Annotated in this window: 9 protein-coding genes; 6 read left to right on the top strand and 3 right to left on the bottom strand. The window is 74.5% G+C overall.

Annotated elements, in window-relative coordinates; genetic code table 11:
• The first annotated feature begins 191 nt into the window (after positions 1 to 191).
• From ACH4S9_RS33890 to ACH4S9_RS33900, 3 genes are all read left to right on the top strand, one after another.
• Positions 192 to 3140 carry an ATP-binding protein gene (locus ACH4S9_RS33890; protein WP_398375426.1) on the top strand — a complete coding sequence of 983 codons (2949 nt, stop codon included), beginning with the start codon at positions 192 to 194 and terminating at the stop codon, positions 3138 to 3140.
• A 97-nt stretch (positions 3141 to 3237) separates the two neighbouring features.
• A complete protein-coding gene (locus ACH4S9_RS33895) occupies positions 3238 to 3738 on the top strand; it encodes a hypothetical protein (RefSeq protein ID WP_311723086.1) in 501 nt (166 codons plus the stop codon).
• A gap of 103 nt (positions 3739 to 3841) precedes the next feature.
• Complete coding sequence (locus ACH4S9_RS33900; RefSeq protein WP_398375415.1) at positions 3842 to 6169, top strand: glycosyl hydrolase family 95 catalytic domain-containing protein; 2328 nt, start codon at positions 3842 to 3844, stop codon at positions 6167 to 6169.
• A gap of 19 nt (positions 6170 to 6188) precedes the next feature.
• On the opposite strand, the gene ACH4S9_RS33905 is transcribed toward ACH4S9_RS33900, so the two are convergent.
• Together ACH4S9_RS33905 and ACH4S9_RS33910 are read right to left on the bottom strand one after the other, a co-directional pair.
• Positions 6189 to 8198: a peptidoglycan recognition family protein gene (locus ACH4S9_RS33905; RefSeq protein WP_311723084.1), complete on the bottom strand. Its 2010-nt coding sequence runs from the start codon at positions 8196 to 8198 to the stop codon at positions 6189 to 6191.
• A gap of 244 nt (positions 8199 to 8442) precedes the next feature.
• Entirely contained in the window at positions 8443 to 9534 is a 1092-nt protein-coding gene (locus ACH4S9_RS33910) for an aminoglycoside phosphotransferase family protein (protein ID WP_311723083.1), read from the bottom strand.
• Positions 9535 to 9926: 392 nt separating this feature from the next.
• Here ACH4S9_RS33910 and ACH4S9_RS33915 point away from each other — a divergent pair, with 392 nt between their 5' ends.
• Entirely contained in the window at positions 9927 to 11447 is a 1521-nt protein-coding gene (locus ACH4S9_RS33915; RefSeq protein ID WP_311723082.1) for a hypothetical protein, read from the top strand.
• A gap of 49 nt (positions 11448 to 11496) precedes the next feature.
• Here ACH4S9_RS33915 and ACH4S9_RS33920 read toward each other — a convergent pair whose 3' ends face one another.
• The gene (locus ACH4S9_RS33920) at positions 11497 to 13065 is read right to left on the bottom strand and encodes a PP2C family protein-serine/threonine phosphatase (protein ID WP_398375418.1); all 1569 of its coding nucleotides are present in this window, start codon (positions 13063 to 13065) and stop codon (positions 11497 to 11499) included.
• A gap of 331 nt (positions 13066 to 13396) precedes the next feature.
• Between ACH4S9_RS33920 and ACH4S9_RS33925 the strand changes: the two genes are divergently transcribed.
• Together ACH4S9_RS33925 and ACH4S9_RS33930 are read left to right on the top strand one after the other, a co-directional pair.
• Entirely contained in the window at positions 13397 to 14818 is a 1422-nt protein-coding gene (locus ACH4S9_RS33925; RefSeq protein ID WP_358843614.1) for a HEAT repeat domain-containing protein, read from the top strand.
• Between the two features lie 621 nt (positions 14819 to 15439).
• On the top strand, positions 15440 to 16570 hold the full coding sequence (locus ACH4S9_RS33930) for a glycosyltransferase family 1 protein (protein WP_311723078.1): 1131 nt from the start codon (positions 15440 to 15442) through the stop codon (positions 16568 to 16570).
• Positions 16571 to 16660: the final 90 nt, after the last annotated feature.

Genomic DNA, 16660 nt, shown 5'->3' on the forward strand with positions numbered 1-16660 from the left:
CCCTCCGCGCCACGGTCCTCGCTGCACCCGGACATGGTGGCGCGATCCTTGTGCCCTTCGATAGGGCGCCTGGCGAATTGGCGTGTGCCAATGGCAATGCCGTCAGAAAATTCCCCGCATACGGCGCTACGCAGCGTCCCGATCGGGCTACGCTCAGCAGTACCTGCCGAAGGGGTACGAGCGTGGCGGAGATGATGAGACGACAGGGCCCGGGACGCCGGACACTGCTGGAACGGGAGTCGGAACTCGGCGCGGTGGAAGCCGCGTTGACCGAGCTGTGCGGGGGTCCTGCGGCCGACCCGGCCGGGCCCTGCACCGGCGGGGTGATCGCCTTCGCGGGGCCGGGCGGCGCCGGGAAGACCGCGCTGCTCGCCGAGGCCCGGCGGCGGGCCGCGGCGCGTGGCTGCACAGTGATCTCGGCGCGCGCCGGCGAGCAGGAGCAGGGCGTCGCCTTCCACGTCGTCCGCCAGCTCTTCCAGCCCGTGCTCGCGGCGACCGGCGAGGACACCCACCGCAGAATCCTCGGCGGCTGGTACGACATCGTGGCGCCCGCCGTGGGCCTGGTGGTCTCGGCCGACGGCGGCGCGCCCGACCCACACGGTGTGCGTGACGGCCTGGACTGGCTGGTGACCGGCTTCGCCGTCCAGCGGGCGCCGGTCGTGATGATCCTGGACGACGCCCACTGGGCCGACACCGAATCCCTCGACTGGCTCACCCGGTTCGCGCCGCGCGTCGTGGACCTGCCCATGCTGCTCGCGGTCGGCTACCGCCCGGAGGAGCTGTCCGCCGACGCCTCGGCGGTGCGCGGACTCACGGAGCGCCAGGGCTCGCGGCCCCGGCTGCTGGCGCCCCTCACCCCGGGCGCGGTCGGCCGCATCGTGCGCGAGACGCTCGGCCCGGAGGCGGACGACGCGTTCTGCCGCGAGTGCTGGGCGGTCACCGGCGGCAACCCCTTCGAGGTCGTCGAGCTCACCGCCAAGGTCCGCGAGCGCGATCTGAAACCGCAGTCGGTGAACCTCGCCCACCTGCGCGAGCTGGTCTCCAGCGCCAAGGACAGCGGCCTCAACGACCGGCTGACCCGGCTCGGCACCTCCGCCGTCCGGCTCGCCTGGGCCGTCGCGGTCCTCGGCAGCGAGGCCACCCCGGCCCTGGCCGCGGATGTCGCGGGCCTGTCCAGCACCGAGACTGCCGATCTGGCCCTGCGGCTGGCCGACGCCCGGATCTTCGCCCAGCCGCGCCCGGCACCGGAGGAGCGGCCTCTCGAATTCCTCCACCCGCTGATCGCCACCGCCGTCTACCGGGCGATCCCCGGCGCGCTGCGCGTGGCCATGCACGGCAGCGCCGCCTCCACCGTCCTGACCGCGGGCCGCGGCTCCGGGGCCGCCGGCCGGCATCTGCTGGAGCTGCACCCCGAGGCCGACTCCTGGGTGGTGCGCCATCTGCGCGCGGCCGCCCGCGAATATCTGCGGGCCGGCGCGCCCGACGCCGCGCGCCGCTGTCTCGCCCGCGCGCTGCGCGAGCCGCCCTCCCTCCAGGAGCGGCCCGCTGTGCTGTACGAACTGGGCTGCGCCGCCCAGCTCAGCGAGCCCGCGGTCACGGTCAACCATCTGCGGGCCGCCCTGGAGGAGCCCGCCCTCGGCCCCGAGCTGCGCGACGCGGTCACCTTCCGGCTCGCGCAGGCGTACGGCCACAGCGGCCGCATGGAGGAGGCCGCGCAGGTCGTGGCCGCCGAGGCCGGGCGGGCCACCAGCGCCCGCACCCGGCTGCGGATGCAGACGGAACAGATCATGTGGAACATGTTCCGCTCCGACAGCCAGGACTCGCCCGCCCGCTCCCGCCGACTGGCCCGGCTCGCGGACCGCCTCTCCGGCCGCGGCACGGCCGAGCGCTATCTGCTGGGGCTGCGCGCCTTCGACGCGATGACGCGCGGCGAACCGGTCGCCACCGCCCTGCGCTACGCCGACGAGGCCCTGGGCGACGGCCTCAGCTGGACCGACGAGGAGTGGGGCTTCGAGGTGCCCATTCTGGTCGCCCTGACCTTCCTCCATTGCGACCAGCCGGGGCGCGCCGAGGAACTGTTCGCGGAGGGCGTCGCCGAATGCGAACGCAAGGGCTGGCGCGGCGCCCATCTGGCGTTCGGCCTCACCCTCCTCGGCCATGTCCGCTACCGCCGCGGGGCGCTCGCCGAGGCCGAGGAACTCGCCCGCGAGGGACTGCGCGTCGCCGACCTGGTCGGACCGGAGACACCCGCCCACTGGACGGCCGTCGGCACCCTCGTCGAAACCCTGCTCGCCCGCGGCCGGGTCGAGGAGGCCCACGAGTTCGCCGCCGAGCACACCTGCGGCGGAAACACGAACATCCCCCAGGCCCTGATGTGCCCGGACGCGCCGACCGTGCGCGGCGAACTGCTGCTGGCCCGCAATATGCACCGCGAGGCCCGGCAGCGGCTCGCCGAGATCGGCCACCGGATGGACCGGCGCGGCATGCGCAACCCCGCCTGGTGCCCCTGGCAGCTGTATCTGGCCCAGGCGCTGGCGCTCACCGAGCCACGGCAGGCCGCCGAGGTGGCACAGGACGCGGTGCGCCGCGCCCACCAGTTCGGCGCCCACTCCATGATCGGCCGGGCGCTGCACACCGCCGGTCTGGTGGCCCAGGGGCCGGAGCGGCTCAGGCTGCTCGCCGACGCCGTCGACCACCTCGAACGCTCGCCGTCCGCCTACGACCTGGCCCTCGCCCTGGTCGACCACGGCACCGCCCTGCGCCGGATCGGGCTGCCCCAGGAAGCCGGGGAGCGGCTCTACCGCGGGCTGGAAGGCGCGGTGCAGTGCGGGGCCGACACCCTCGCGGTGCGCGCCCGCGACGAGCTGTCCGCCACCGGGCTGCGCCCGCTACAGCTGCGCGCCGACCACGGCTCCCCGCTCACCTCGCAGGAACAGGCCGCCGCCGAGCGCGCCGCCCTCGGCTGGGGCGACGACCGGATCGGCGTCGAGCTGGGCCTGGAGGAGCGCGAGGTGGCCCAGGTGCTGTCCGGCGTCTACCGCAAGGTGGGCGCCGACCGCACCGGGCTGTCCAAGGTGCTGGGCGCCCCGGCCGGCCTCGCCTTCGGCGGCAGTGTCCCGCGCCCGGTGTCCGGCCGCTGACCCGGGCCCGCCCCGGACACCGCGCGCGCCCGCGCCGGACCGCCGCCCTGCCGCTCCCCGGGGCGGATTCCGGCGCCGGGCCACGTACCATGTCCGCATGTCGTTCCTCCGCCGCCGCAGCCCCGCCACGCCCACCGGTCCGGACTTCGATGTCCTGGCCATGGACCCGGGGGACTGGCCCGGCGATCTCGGAGCCGGGCTGCTCCCCGCTCCCGACGGCAGCTGCCAGGGTGTCTTCCTGCGCTACGACCTGTTCGGCGGGCGCGGCCCCGCGATGATCATCGGAAATCTGCCCGAGGGATCTCCGGCCCGTGAGCTGGCCGAGGGGCAGGTGCCGTTCGAGGTGACGCAGCTGCTGGCGGCGCTCGGTAACGACGAGCCGGTCCATGTGGTGGACACCGAGGACACCCCGGTCATGCACGACGACAACCTCCTCATCGTGCGCCGCATCAAGCTCTCCGAGGGCCGGATCTCCTGCGCCCAGTTCGACCGCAGCGACGGTGTCCTGGTCACCATCGCCAGCTGGGACCGCCCCATCACCGACGACCTCTACCGGCTGCTCAAGCCGCTGCCCGCGGAGATGTTCCAGCAGGGCTGAGGCCCGGCACACGGTCCGTCGCACCGAGGGGGTGGCGATGCGGCTCCATCCGTACGACACGTCTTCGTCGACTGGGTCTGCGTTTTCGTCATCCGCGTCCGACGTGCTCTGGTACGACAGGCCCGCCGAAGAATGGGAGAGCCAGGCGCTGCCCATCGGGAACGGCACCCTCGGCGCGACGGTCTTCGGCGGGCTCGCCCGCGAGCGGATCCAGTTCAACGAGAAGACCCTGTGGACCGGCGGCCCCGGCGTGCCGGGCTACGACTTCGGGGACTGGCGCGAGCCCAGGCCCGGCGCGCTGGAGGCGGTCCAGCGGCGGATCGACGACGACGGCGGCGCCGACCCCGCCGAGGTGGCGGCCCGGCTCGGCCAGGCCAGGACCGGCTACGGCGCCTACCAGACCTTCGGCGACCTGTGGCTGGAGTTCCCCGGCGCGCCCGGGACCGCCGACGGCTACCGCCGCGAACTCGACATCCGCAACGCCATGGCGACCGTGGTGTACACCACCCAAGGGACGCGTCATCAGCGGGAGTTCTTCGCCTCGTACCCCGATCGGGTGATTGCCGGGCGGCTCAGCGCCGACCGCCCCGGCGCGGTCGGCTTCACCCTGCGCTACACCTCACCGCGCGCCGACCACCGGGTGGCGGCCGAGGGCGCCCGGCTGACCGTACGCGGCGCACTGGCGGAGGGCGGGCTGCGGTTCGAGGCCGAGGTGCGCGTGGCGGCCCCGGGCGGCACCGTCACCGCCGGGGACGACGGCACGCTCACCGTCGCGGGCGCCGACAGCGCCTGGTTCGTCCTCGCGGCCGGGACGGACTACGCCGACACCCACCCCGGCTGCCGCGGCGCGGACCCCCACCGGGCGGTCACCGAGGCCGTGGACGCCGCCGCCCGCGAGCGCTACCCGTCGCTCGTGACGCGCCATGTCCGCGACCACCGGCGGCTGTTCGACCGGATGTCCCTCGACCTCGGCGGGCAGGCCCCGGCCGAGGAGCCCACCGACCGGCTGCTGGCCCGGTACACCGGTGGCGACAGCCCGGCCGACCGGGCGCTGGAGACGCTCTACGTCGCGTACGGCCGCTATCTCCTCATCGCCTCCTCCCGCCCCGGCTCCCCGCTCCCGGCGAACCTCCAGGGCCTGTGGAACCACACCACCGCCCCGCCGTGGTCCGGCGACTACCACACCAACATCAACCTCCAGATGAACTACTGGCCGGCCCACCCCCTGGCCCTCGCCGAGACCACCGAGCCCCTGCACCGCTTCATCACCGCCCTGCGCGCCCCCGGCCGCCGCTCGGCGCGGCGGATGTTCGGCGCGCGCGGCTGGGTGGTGCACAACGAGACCAATCCGTACGGCTTCACCGGTGTGCACGACTGGCCCACCGCCTTCTGGTTCCCCGAGGCCGCCGCCTGGCTGGCCCACCACCTCCACGAGCACTACCGCTTCACCCTCGACACCGGATTCCTGCGCGAGGTGGCCTACCCGGCGATGCGGGAGGCCGCCGAGTTCTGGCTCGACACCCTGCGCACCGACCCCAGGGACGGCACGCTCGTGGTGACGCCGAGCTACTCGCCCGAACACGGCGCCTTCACCGCGGGCGCCTCGATGTCCCAGCAGATCGTCCACGGCCTGTTCACCGCCACCCTGGAGGCGGCACGCGAACTCGGCGACGACCCCGCCTTTCGTGATCACCTCCAGCGCGCCCTGGACGCCCTCGACCCGGGGCTGCGCATCGGCTCCTGGGGGCAGTTGCGGGAGTGGAAGGACGACCTGGACGACCCGGACGACGACCACCGCCACGCCTCCCATCTCTTCGCCCTCCACCCCGGGCGGCAGATCGAGCCGGACACCCCGTGGGCGGACGCCGCCAGGGTGTCCCTGGACGCACGAGGCGACGGCGGCACCGGCTGGAGCAAGGCATGGAAGGTCAACTTCTGGGCCCGGCTGCGCGACGGCGACCGCGCACACCGGCTGCTCGCCGAGCAGTTGATGCACTCCACGCTGCCCAACCTCTGGGACACCCACCCGCCGTTCCAGATCGACGGCAACTTCGGCGCGGCCGCGGGAGTCGCGGAGATGCTGCTCCAGAGCCACCACGGCGTGGTCGACGTGCTGCCGGCCCTGCCGGGCCGCTGGCCGGACGGGGCGGCGCGGGGCCTGCGGGCGCGCGGGGATGTGACCGTCGACCTCGTCTGGCGCGGTGGCCGGGCGCGGGCCGTCGCCCTCACCGCCGGCCGGGACGGGGCCATACGGGTGCGCAGCGGCCTCTTCGACGCCCCGTACGCCGCGTACGAGACGTACGACACCACGGGCGCCGCGGCGGCCACAGGAGCCACAGAGGGCCGCGAGGCGGCCGTCCGGCACGAAGCCGGCACGGTCACCCTCGCGGCCCTCGGCGGCCACACCTACACCTTCACCACACGCGACTGAGGCGCGAAGCGGGCCGGACCTAGCGGTCGGAGGGTTCGATCCGCACATCGGCGGCCCGCACGAACGCCACCCGGTGCCCGAACTGGATCTGGTAGTACGTGTCCTGGCCGCGCACCACCTTGTGGCCCGCCGGGTCGAAGGTGGTCGCCCACAGATACTCGCCCCGGGTCTTCAGCCCCAGCGCGTATCGCTGCCCCGCGAGCAGCTTGTACGGCAGCGGCGAGACCGCCTGCACCGGCACGCCCTCCGGGTACGCCTCCTTCTCCGGGTAGGCGCGGCCGTACACCGGCACCTCGGCCGAGCCCTCCTTCGGGGTGACGACCAGGCCTTTTCCGTTCACCGCGGTCGGCCGGCGCTTGGGGTTCTCGAACCACGCCTTCTGCCCGAGATACCAGATGGCCGTCCAGTCGCCCTGGCGCTCCGCGACCGCGAACTGCTGACCGGTCGACGCGCGGGCGCCGGTGTCGTTGACGCCGGTCGTGGAGTCCGCCCCGTCGGGGCGCAGCCCGATGTCCTTCACCAGCGGGGCGTCCGCACCGGGCGCGGTGTGCAGCCGCACCGCACCCGAGCCGTGCGGGGCGCACGCCTGTCCGGCGCTCTCACAGTCGGTGTACACGGGCTGGTGGGTGTCGTAGTCGGGGCGGATGGTGACCAGCCCGCCCCCCGGGCCCGCGGTGGCGCGGAAGGGCGCGCCGAGGAGGGTGAAGTAGTGCGCCCAGTCCCAGTACGGGCCGGGGTCGGTGTGCATGCCCTTGATGTTCGGGGTGGTGGTGCCGGGCACGTTGTCATGGCCCAGGATGTGCTGGCGGTCCAGCGGGATGTCGTACTTCCGTGCCAGATAGCGCACCAGCCGGGCCGACGCGCGGTACATCGCCTCCGTGTACCAGGTGTCGGGGGCGGTGAGGAAGCCCTCGTGCTCCAGCCCGATCGACTTGGCGTTGATATACCAGTTGCCCGCGTGCCAGCCGACGTCCTTGAGTGCCAGGTGCTGCGCGATGTGCCCGTCGGCCGAGCGCAGGGTGTACTGCCAGGACACATACGTGGGGTCCTTGATCAGCTTGAGACAGACGTCCCAGGTGCCCTCGGTGTCATGGATGACGATGTGGTCGATCGACTGGGACTCGGGGCGGTTGCCCAGGTCGTGATTGCCGTAGTCGTTGTCGCCGAACTGCTCGTACGGCGCCGGGATCCACTCGCACGAGACGTCCTTGGGCGCGTCGATGTTCGGATCCCGCTCGACGGACGGCAGACCCAGCGCCCGCAACTGCCGGGTGTCGGGGGACACCTCAGGCGCGGCCGGGAGCGAGACCGCCTCGCCCGAGTCCGTGGTGCGCGCCGCGCCGCCGCGGATCACCTCGAAGACGTCGTCGGCGAACACGGCGGCCGCCGTGGCGTTGTCGGAGCCCGAGTAGGCCGCCACCGCCGCGTACCACTCGCTCGCGTCCTCGCTCAGCGGCAGCCCGAGCCGCTTCTGCTCGGCGGCCAGCAGCGCCGCGCCACCGCGCACATTGGCCGCCTCCTCGCCGCGCAGCGCCGCGCCGGACAGCCCGGTCAGCGCGGCGGCCCGCTCCAGGGTGCGCAGCCGCGCGGGCAGCTGCCGCGCCTGGGGCACCTCGGTGTCGGGCACCTCGAGGGGGCGTGCCAGATCGCCGCGCGCGTCCTCCGTGCCGTGGCTGTGGTGCGGGGTGCGGGTCAGGGCGGTGGTCGCGTCGGTGAGGTGCATGGGGCCGTAGCCGCCGGTGACGCTGGGCGCGCCGCCGTGGCCGTCCCAGCGCGACTGGAGATACGACACGCCCAGCAGCACGCTCAGCGGGACGCCGTACTCCTCGGCGGCCGCGGCGAAGGCCTGCTGGAGGGCGTCGCTCCCGGATCGCGGCTCGTCGGCCAGGGCGGCCGGGGCCTGCGAGGCGAGAGGGAGCAGGAAGGCGGCCGACGCGGCGACACCCGCGGTCCGCAGGGTGGTCCTCCGGCTGGGGCCGGGCGCCGGTCTGTTCGGGTCGTGCGCGCTGTCCTGTGCGGATCCTCGCATTGCAGCCTCCTCCAAGGCGGGCCGAACGTGCGCCCGGTGTGCGCTGGGTCGTGCGTGCGGGGCCGAGCCCACCTAGAGGTATCCGCTGCCGGGCGATCCGTCAATCATGTTCGACCGCCCGGGTGTTCGCACGTCAACGCCCGTGCCAAGGCGCCCCCAGCTACTGCTGGGAGGTGCCCCGCCCGGCACGGGCGCTCGGGCCTGCGGCGCGTCACTGGTCCAGACCGGTGGCGCGCCCCGCGGCTCAACGGGTTCCGACCGCGGCCCGCACGGCGCGCCGCGCGAGGGAGCAGTCGTCGTGCAGGCGGCGCAGCAGCAGACGCTGCTCCTCACCGGCCCCGACCGCGCCCGGAACCACGGGGGCGGGGTCGTGCATGGTGCGCTGCACGGCCGTTTCGTACTGGCGGATCTCCCGCGTCAGCACGAGCATCAGATTCACCAGGAAGGCGTCCCGCGCGTCGGGGCCCGCCGCCTGCGCCAGCTGGCTGATCTGGCGCCGCGGCCCCGGGGCGTCCCCGAGCGCGGTCCACAGCGTGGCCAGGTCGTATCCGGGCAGGTACCAACCCGCGTGGTCCCAGTCGATGAGCGCCGCCCCGGCGGGGGAGAGCAGGACGTTGTTCAGTAACGCGTCGCCGTGGCAGAACTGGCTCTGGCGGCCCACGGTGTGGGCCAACCCGCGCAGCAGCTTCCGCAGGTCGCCCATGTCACGGTCGGTGAGCAGCCCCAGCTCGTGGTAGCGCGCCAGCCGGGCCGCGTAGTCGATCGGCGCGTCGAACAGATCGGCGGGCGGGCGCCACAGATTGATCCGGCAGATGGCGCCGAGCGCGGCCCGCACATCGGCGCGCGGCGGCGGCTCGACGGGGTGGCGCTGGGAGGCCGCCACCCGCCCGGGCATCCGTTCGATGACCAGGGTGCAGTTGTCCGGGTCCGCCGCGATCAGCCGGGGCACCCGGACCGGCGGCCGGTGGCGTACGAACGCCCGGTACATCGCTATTTCCCGCCGGAACCGCTCGGCCCAGGACGGGGAGTGGTCCAGCAGGCACTTGGCGACCGCGGTGGTGCGGCCGGTGGTGCCGACCAGGAGCACGGACCGCCCGCTGCGCCGGAGCACCTGGACGGGGTTGAACTCCGGGCAGATGCGGTGGATCGACGCGATGGCCGTGCGCAGCTGTGCTCCTTGCGGGCCGGACATGTCGAGTCTCCCGCTCAGCGGGCCGGGGCCGGGGGCCCGCCTCGCTCGCCCGCCGGGGGCGGGGTCCAGGAACGGCCCGGCGCCGGGCGGCTGCCGACGGTACGGCCGGGGCGGGGCGGACACGGAGGACGATGCTGCGTACATGGACAATACAGATCCCTTCGCGTGCCGACGATTCGCGCGCCTCCCGGTCCCGGGGCGGGACCGCACCCTGGGGAATGCGGTCCGCTAGCCCGGTCGATCCGGCCGCTGGTCCGGCCGCTCGTTCGGCTTGTGGTCGGCTTTTGGTTCGACTGTCGGTTCGACTGTTCGGTTGGGCTGTTGGTTCGGCTGTCGGTTGGGCTGTCGGTTGGGCTGCTGGTTCGGCTGGATCACCTGGTTCGCTGATCGCCGCCGGGCCGGGTGGCGCGGTCCTACACCACACCCGCACGCGGGTGGCACACCATCTGGCGGACCCTGGCGAACCCTGGCGAATAGTCGCACGGGCCGTGACAGGGCGGTTACTGTCAAGTCAGCCGAGAACCTGGGGGCTTGACGTGACGAGGGAACCCAACACCCGTCTCGCGGACCTGTTCGGCCTCGCCGGCTGGTCCAAGGGGGAACTCGCGAGGCTCGTGAACCGGAAGGCGGCGGCCATGGGCCATCCGCAGCTGGCGACCGACACCTCGCGGGTGCGGCGTTGGATCGACACCGGCGAGATGCCGCGCGATCCCGTGCCCAAGGTTTTGGCCGCCCTGTTCACCGAGCGCCTCGGTCGAGTCGTGACCATCGAGGACCTCGGGTTCGCACGGCAGGGGCGCGCGGGGAAGGGGCAGTCCGCGGACGGGCTGCTCTGGGCGCCCGAGTCCACGGCCGCGGTCCTCACCGAATTCACGGGAATGGACCTTATGTTCAACCGACGCGGCTTGGTGGGTGCGGGCGCAGCGCTCGCCGCAGGATCAGCCATCACCGGTGCCATGCACGACTGGCTGCACAGTGACCCGACTCTGGCCACCGACGCCCCCCGTACGGACGATCCCCTGTCCGCGGACTTCGCCGGCTTCGACCGCTACGAGGCGGCCCCCGTGGGCTCCCAGGAGATCGACGCGCTGGAACACTCGGTCGACGTCTTCCGCGCCTGGGACGCCGCCCGCGGCGGGGGGCTTCAGCGCAAGGCCGTGGTGGGCCAGCTCAACGAGGTGGGCGGGATGCTCGCCTACCGCCACCCCGAGCATCTCCAGCGCCGCCTGTGGGGCGTCGCGGCCAATCTGGCGGTGCTCGCCGGCTGGATGTCCCACGACGTGGGCCTGGAGCCCACCGCCCAGAAGTACTTCGTCATCGCCGCGCACGCGGCCCGCGAGGGCGGCGACCGCCCCCGGGCGGGCGAGGCGCTCTCCCGCGCCGCCCGGCAGATGGTCCACCTGGGCCGTCCGGACGACGCACTCGATCTGATGAAACTCGCCAAGTCCGGTGCGGGCGAGGAGACGCTGCCCCGCACCCGCGCCATGTTCTGCACCATCGAGGCCTGGGCACAGGCGTCGATGGGCCATGGGCAGGCGGTGCGCCGCACCCTGGGCCAGGCGGAGGAGCTGTTCGTCTCGGACAAGGGGGATGTGCCGCCGCCGAGCTGGATGCAGCTGTTCAACGAGGCGGATCTGCACGGCATGGAGGGGCTGGTCTACCGCACCCTCGCGGAACACGAGCCCGGTGCCGCCGCGATCGCGCAGCGGCACGCCAAGGAGGGGCTGCGGATGAGAGAGGGCGGCCGCGACCGGTCGCAGATCTTCGACCACATCTCCATCGCCTCGGCGTGCTTCCTCGGCGACGACCCCGAGCAGGCGGACAAGTACGCGCGCCTGGCCCTGCTGACCATCGAACACAACTCCTCGCACCGCACCTGGGACCGGCTGCGCGAGATGTACCGGCTCACCGGCGGCTACTCCTCGCGCACCGACATCCAGAGGCTGCGTGAGGAGATCGAGCAGCGGGCGCCGAAAGGGCTGGGCCCCAAGGGGCCCGGTCCGAAGGTGCCGGGCGCCAGGACACCGGGCGGCGAGGGCAGGACGGCCGCGGTCTAGCGCCCCGCGGCGGGGAGGGCTCTCGTACGCGCTACGAGGCGGGCATGCGCTACGGGCCGATCCTCGCGATGAGCACGCACGCGTCGTCCTCGCGCCGCTCGTCGTCGAACGCCTCCACCACGGCCCGCAGGCATTCCTGTGCGCTGTGCGCGGCGGCGAACCGTGGTGCCAGCCCGAGCAGCCGCTCGACCCCCGTGTCACCGTCACCGTCGGCGTCGGCGTCCGCGCTGAACGGCCAGAGCCCTCCGGTGCGCAGCACCAGCAGATCGCCGGGCTCCAGCCGCTCACCGGCCTGCGCGTACGACGCGCCCGGCGTGGCGCCGAGCAGCACGCCGTCCGGTGGCTGGAGGGCGCGCCCCGTCCCGTCGCGGAAGAGCAGCGGGGCGGGGTGCGCGGCCTGCGCCCACACCAGGGTGCGGGTGGTGGGGTCGTAGCGGCCGCACACGGCGCTGCCCAGGGCGGGCTGCGCGGAGGAGGCGTCGAGCAACTGGTTGAGCCGGCTCAGCAGTGCGCCCGGCTCGACCCCGGCCACCGCCATCCCCCGCACCGCGCCGAGCAGCATCGCCACGCCGGACGTGGCGGCCACGCCATGGCCGGTGAGGTCGCCGACGCTGAGCAGCGTCCTGCCGTCGGGCAGCTCCAGCGCGTCGTACCAGTCGCCGCCGATCTGTGTGCTGGTCGAGGCGGGGAAGTAGTGGGCGGCCAGGTCCAGGGCGCGGTGGTCAAGGGCGGCGGCCCCGGCGGCCCCGCCTCGGGCGGCCCGTGACCGGGGGGCCCGGGGGGAGCCGCGCCACACGGGCAGCACGGACTCCTGGAGCTCGACCGCGACCCGGCGCTCGGCCCGCGCGATCTGCCGCTGGCGCTGAAGCGAGTCACGGGACTCGCGCACCGCCCGCTCGCTGCGCCGCAGCTCGCTGACGTCCCGCAGCACGGCCCACATGGACGCGGTGCTGCCGTCGTCGTCGAGCACCGGCTCGCCCGACATATGGACCGTGCGCACCACGCCGTCGGCGCGCACGATGCGGAACTCGCCGTCGATCGGCTTGCCGTCGACCAGGCAGTCGGTGACCAGCGCCGTCAGGGTCGGCTGGTCCTCGGAGAACACCCAGGAGGGCAGCTCGTCCAGGGGCAGCCCGCCGTCCTCAGGGGTCCGGCCGAAGATCTGGCAGAGCTCGTCCGACCAGGTCACCGCGTCGGTGAGGAGATTCCACTCGGCGCTGCCGACCCGGCTCAGCAGCGAGCCGCGCCCCTCGGGCCCGGCCTCCCGCGCGGGTGCGGCATAGGCGGAGCCCGGCGGCGGGGGCGGTTCGGCGGTGTCGCTGTCCTCTCCGTGCTCCGGGGGCGCCTCGGCCTCGGCGGGGTCGGCGGGCAGCCCCTCGCGCAGCTGGTCCAGGTGGCGGCCCAGGTCGTCCAGCTGATGGACCGCGAGATCGCACAGCGCGCGCTGCCAGCGCAGCTGGGGGTCGTCCGCACGGTCCATGTCCGCCGTGGTGTCGCGCCGGACGGCGTCGACTCCGCCGCGCAGCCGCCGGGTCTGGGAGATGAGCGCGTCGACCGTGTCCCTGGGGGGCTGGGGGGGCTGGGCTGCGGAATGGTCCGCGGAGCGGGGGGACGGCATGACGTTCTCCGATACGGGCACGGCGCGGCCGGGTCGTGAGGGAAGGACCGGTAACGACTCTTGCACAGCCTGCGACGTTGCGTAAGCGGTTTGGCAATACCCGATACGGTGGTGCTTTTGGCATATGCCAGTGGCCGTCCGGGGCATGTCGGGCGCGATTCGGGCGCGACTCGGCGGAACGGCCTCTTCCAGGTAGGCTGCGGCGCTCGGGATTCCGTGGTCCGGGGTGTTGATCCGTGTTCATCGCGCATACCGCGCCAGGACACCGGCAAGAATGCCGTTCGACGGAAATCCCGTTGCCAGCGAACCCCCCGCACCGGATGCTGACCTCATGTTCGATCCAGACATAGCGCCCAGCGGCACCCTGCTCGGCCTCCTCCAGCGAGGCCGCGGCGACGGGACCCTACACGCTCTCGCGGCCCCGCGGGCCGAGGCGCTCGCGGCGCTGCACCACTGTGTGCTGCACGACCCCCGGAGCGACTGGCAGGTGGAGAACCGCTCCTTGTACTACGCCCGGCTCTGTCTCGACCTCGACGCCGGGCTCGACGAGATCGAACAGCACCTCTTCGACCCCGACGACCTCATCGACACCGCCGAGGAGCGCACCGGCCTCGCCCTCGCCGTCCTCGGCCACCTCGCCTCGTACGGCCGTGAGGACGCCCTCCGGCTGCTCCGCCGCTACGCCGCGACCGGCGGCAACTGGCAGTGGGCGCTGGACGAGCTCGCCCTGCGCGACGAGGACACCGAGCTGCGCGCCCTCGCCGCGGCCGTCCTCGCCCGGTACCCCGAGACCCCCGAGGGTGACGCCGAACTGGCCGCCGCCGTGCGCGGCGCCTACGAGCCCCGGCCCTGGCGGCTGTGGGCCGACGACCCCCGCCACGGGGACCGCGTGCGCGCCGCCCAGGAACACGGCTCTTTCGACCGCTGGCAGCGCCAACTGAGCCCCTCGGGCCCGCGCCCCGGCTGGAGCGTCCACGACGTGCTCCTGTGGGCCCAGCGGGAGGACGATCTGCGGCCCGGCGCCCGCCGCCCCGAGGCCGCGGCCCGCTGCCTGGCCGCCGTCGCCGGACCCGAGGACCGGCCCGAACTGCTCGCCGCCGCCGCGGCCGCGCCCGACGCGGCCCGCGCGGCGGCGCTGCGGCATCTCGCGGAGACCGGCGATCCCGAGGTGCTCGACCTGATCGAGGCCGCCGTCACCGACCCCGCCGCCGAGCTGGTCTCGCAGGGAGCCCTCGCCGCCTTCGAGCGGATGCGCAGCATCGTCGCCCTCGACCGGGCCCGGATGTGGGCCCAGCGCCCCGACGCCCTCGGCGCCGCGGCCGCCGCCATGCTGGCCTGCCGGGGCGGCCAGTACGACGCGCCCCTCGTACTCTCCGCCCTGCGCGACACGGTCCGGGCCGAGGGCCCCGACGCACCGGCGCTGTGGGCCCTGGTCGACGGCGCCGGACGGCTGCGGATCGCCTGCGCGGCGCCCGTGCTCCGCCATATCTACCGAGAGACCGCCTCCTCCCACCTCCGCGGCCGCGCGGCGCGCGCCCTGGCCGCCACCGACCCCTCCTTCGGCGCGGGCTTCGCGGTCGAGTGCCTCTGGGACTGCGAGGAGAGCACCCGCGAACTGGCCGCCCGGCACGCCACCACCGCCGACGCCCGCGTCGTCGAACAGCTCCGCAGACTCGCCGCCGACCCGGTGGAGGAGGCGGAGGTCCAGACCGCGGTCCGCAGCCGCATCGACCCGGACCCAAGGGCGGTCTGAGCCCGCGGCCCGCCCCGCGCCCCGCTCACGCCGGCCCCAGAGCCTCGCCCGCGTCGTTCCGTCGGCGCCCGCCCGCTCGCGCCGGTCCCAGCGCCTCGCTCCGCTCGCGCCAGCCCGCCGGCGCAGGCGCCTGCCCGCGCTAGCCCGCCCACGTCGGCCCAAGCGCCTCGCCCGCGTCGTTCCGTCGGCGCCCGCCCGCTCGCGCCGGTCCCAGCGCCTCGCTCCGCTCGCGCCAGCCCGCCGGCGCCGGTCCCAGCGTCTCGCCTGGCCCACCCTGCCCGCGCCGGTCCGAGCGCGACGTTCCGCCCGCTCCAGCTCGCCCGCGTTGGGCAGAGCGCCCCGCTCGCCGCGCGTCGCCCGCGTCGGCCTGCTGCACCGGTCCGAGCGCCTCGCTCCGCTCGCGCCGCCTCGCCCACGCGGGCCTGCCCGCGCCAACCGCCACCCCGGCACGAGCGCCCGGTCCCCGGCGGCACGGATCGCGTAGCCGCTGAGCCACCCGCCGTGAACCGCGCCGGGCCGCGCGCCGCCCCGCCGACCCCGAAGGCGAACGCTCATGGGACGTTCCTCGTCCCGAAAGGTGCACGATGCCGGGGCCACCTCTCGTACGCCGACAACACCGGTATGCGTGTCGCCATCGTCACCGAATCCTTCCCGCCCGACGTCAACGGCGTCGCCCACTGCGCCCTACAGACCGCCCGGCACTTGCACCGGCGCGGCCACCATCCGCTCGTCATCGCGCCCGCCGTGCCGCACGAGGGCCCGGCGGACCCCGACGCCTCCCGCCCCTACCCCGTCCTCCGCATCCCGTCCCTGCCCCTGCCCGGCTACCCCCAGGTGCGCGTCGCCCTCCCCAGCCGACGCCTCGCCGCCGCCCTCACCGCCCACCGCACCGACGTCGTCCACCTCGCCAGCCCCTTCGTCCTCGGCGCCCGCGGTATGACCGCCGCGCTGCGGCTGCGCATCCCCGCCGTCGCCGTCTACCAGACCGACCTGGCCGGATACGCCCGTACGTACCTCGGCAAGGGCGAGAACGCGGCCTGGCGGCGGATCCGCGCCGTGCACACCGCGGCCGACCGGACCCTCGCGCCGTCCACCGCCTCCGCCCGCGACCTCGACGACCACGGCGTGCCGCGGGTCCGGCTGTGGGCGCGCGGGGTCGACACCGAACGCTTCACCCCCGGGCGCCGCGACACCGAGCTGCGCCGCACCCTTGCCCCCGGCGGCGAGCTGATCGTCGGCTATGTCGGCCGGCTCGCGCCCGAGAAGAACGTCGAGCTCCTGTCGTCCGTGTGCGCGCTCCCCGGCGTCCGGGTCGTCATCGTCGGGGACGGCCCCAGCGAGCCGGGGCTGCGCGCCGCGCTGCCCGGGGCCCGGTTTCTGGGGCGCCTCACCGGGGACGAACTCGCCCGCGTCTTCGCGTCCCTGGACGTCTTCGCGCACAGCGGCCCGCAGGAGACCTTCTGCCAGACGGTTCAGGAGGCCCAGGCCAGCGGCGTCCCCGTGATAGCCCCTGCGGCCGGCGGCCCGCTCGACCTGGTCGACCACGGCCGCACCGGCCTGCTGGTGCCGCCCGGTGACACGGCCGCGATCGCCGACGCCGTATCCCTCCTCGCCGCCGACCCGCGGCTGCGCTCCGCGCTCGGCGACGCGGGGCGCGAGGTGGTCCAGGGTCGCACCTGGGAGGCGGTCGGTGACCAGCTCATCGGGCACTACACCGAGGTGCTGGCGACCCGTACGGCGGTGGCCGTATGAGCGTGTCTTGGCGCGCTGCGCGGGCTGGACTGAGGAGCCGCGCAGCGACGGAGGAGCGAGCAGTGACGAGGGAAGCTCGTGCGTTGGAGC

The sequence above is a fragment of the Streptomyces sp. NPDC021225 genome, assembly GCF_044332865.1.
GTDB lineage: Bacteria > Actinomycetota > Actinomycetes > Streptomycetales > Streptomycetaceae > Streptomyces.

What these genes read in the sequence shown, in the direction of transcription:
- ACH4S9_RS33920 (WP_398375418.1), bottom strand. Translation starts at nt 13,065, where the DNA reads ATGCCGTCCCCCCGCTCCGCGGACCATTCCGCAGCCCAGCCCCCCCAG.
- ACH4S9_RS33905 (WP_311723084.1), bottom strand. Translation starts at nt 8,198, where the DNA reads ATGCGAGGATCCGCACAGGACAGCGCGCACGACCCGAACAGACCGGCG.
- ACH4S9_RS33890 (WP_398375426.1), top strand. Translation starts at nt 192, where the DNA reads ATGATGAGACGACAGGGCCCGGGACGCCGGACACTGCTGGAACGGGAG.
- ACH4S9_RS33910 (WP_311723083.1), bottom strand. Translation starts at nt 9,534, where the DNA reads ATGTACGCAGCATCGTCCTCCGTGTCCGCCCCGCCCCGGCCGTACCGT.
- ACH4S9_RS33930 (WP_311723078.1), top strand. Translation starts at nt 15,440, where the DNA reads ATGCGTGTCGCCATCGTCACCGAATCCTTCCCGCCCGACGTCAACGGC.
- ACH4S9_RS33925 (WP_358843614.1), top strand. Translation starts at nt 13,397, where the DNA reads ATGTTCGATCCAGACATAGCGCCCAGCGGCACCCTGCTCGGCCTCCTC.
- ACH4S9_RS33895 (WP_311723086.1), top strand. Translation starts at nt 3,238, where the DNA reads ATGTCGTTCCTCCGCCGCCGCAGCCCCGCCACGCCCACCGGTCCGGAC.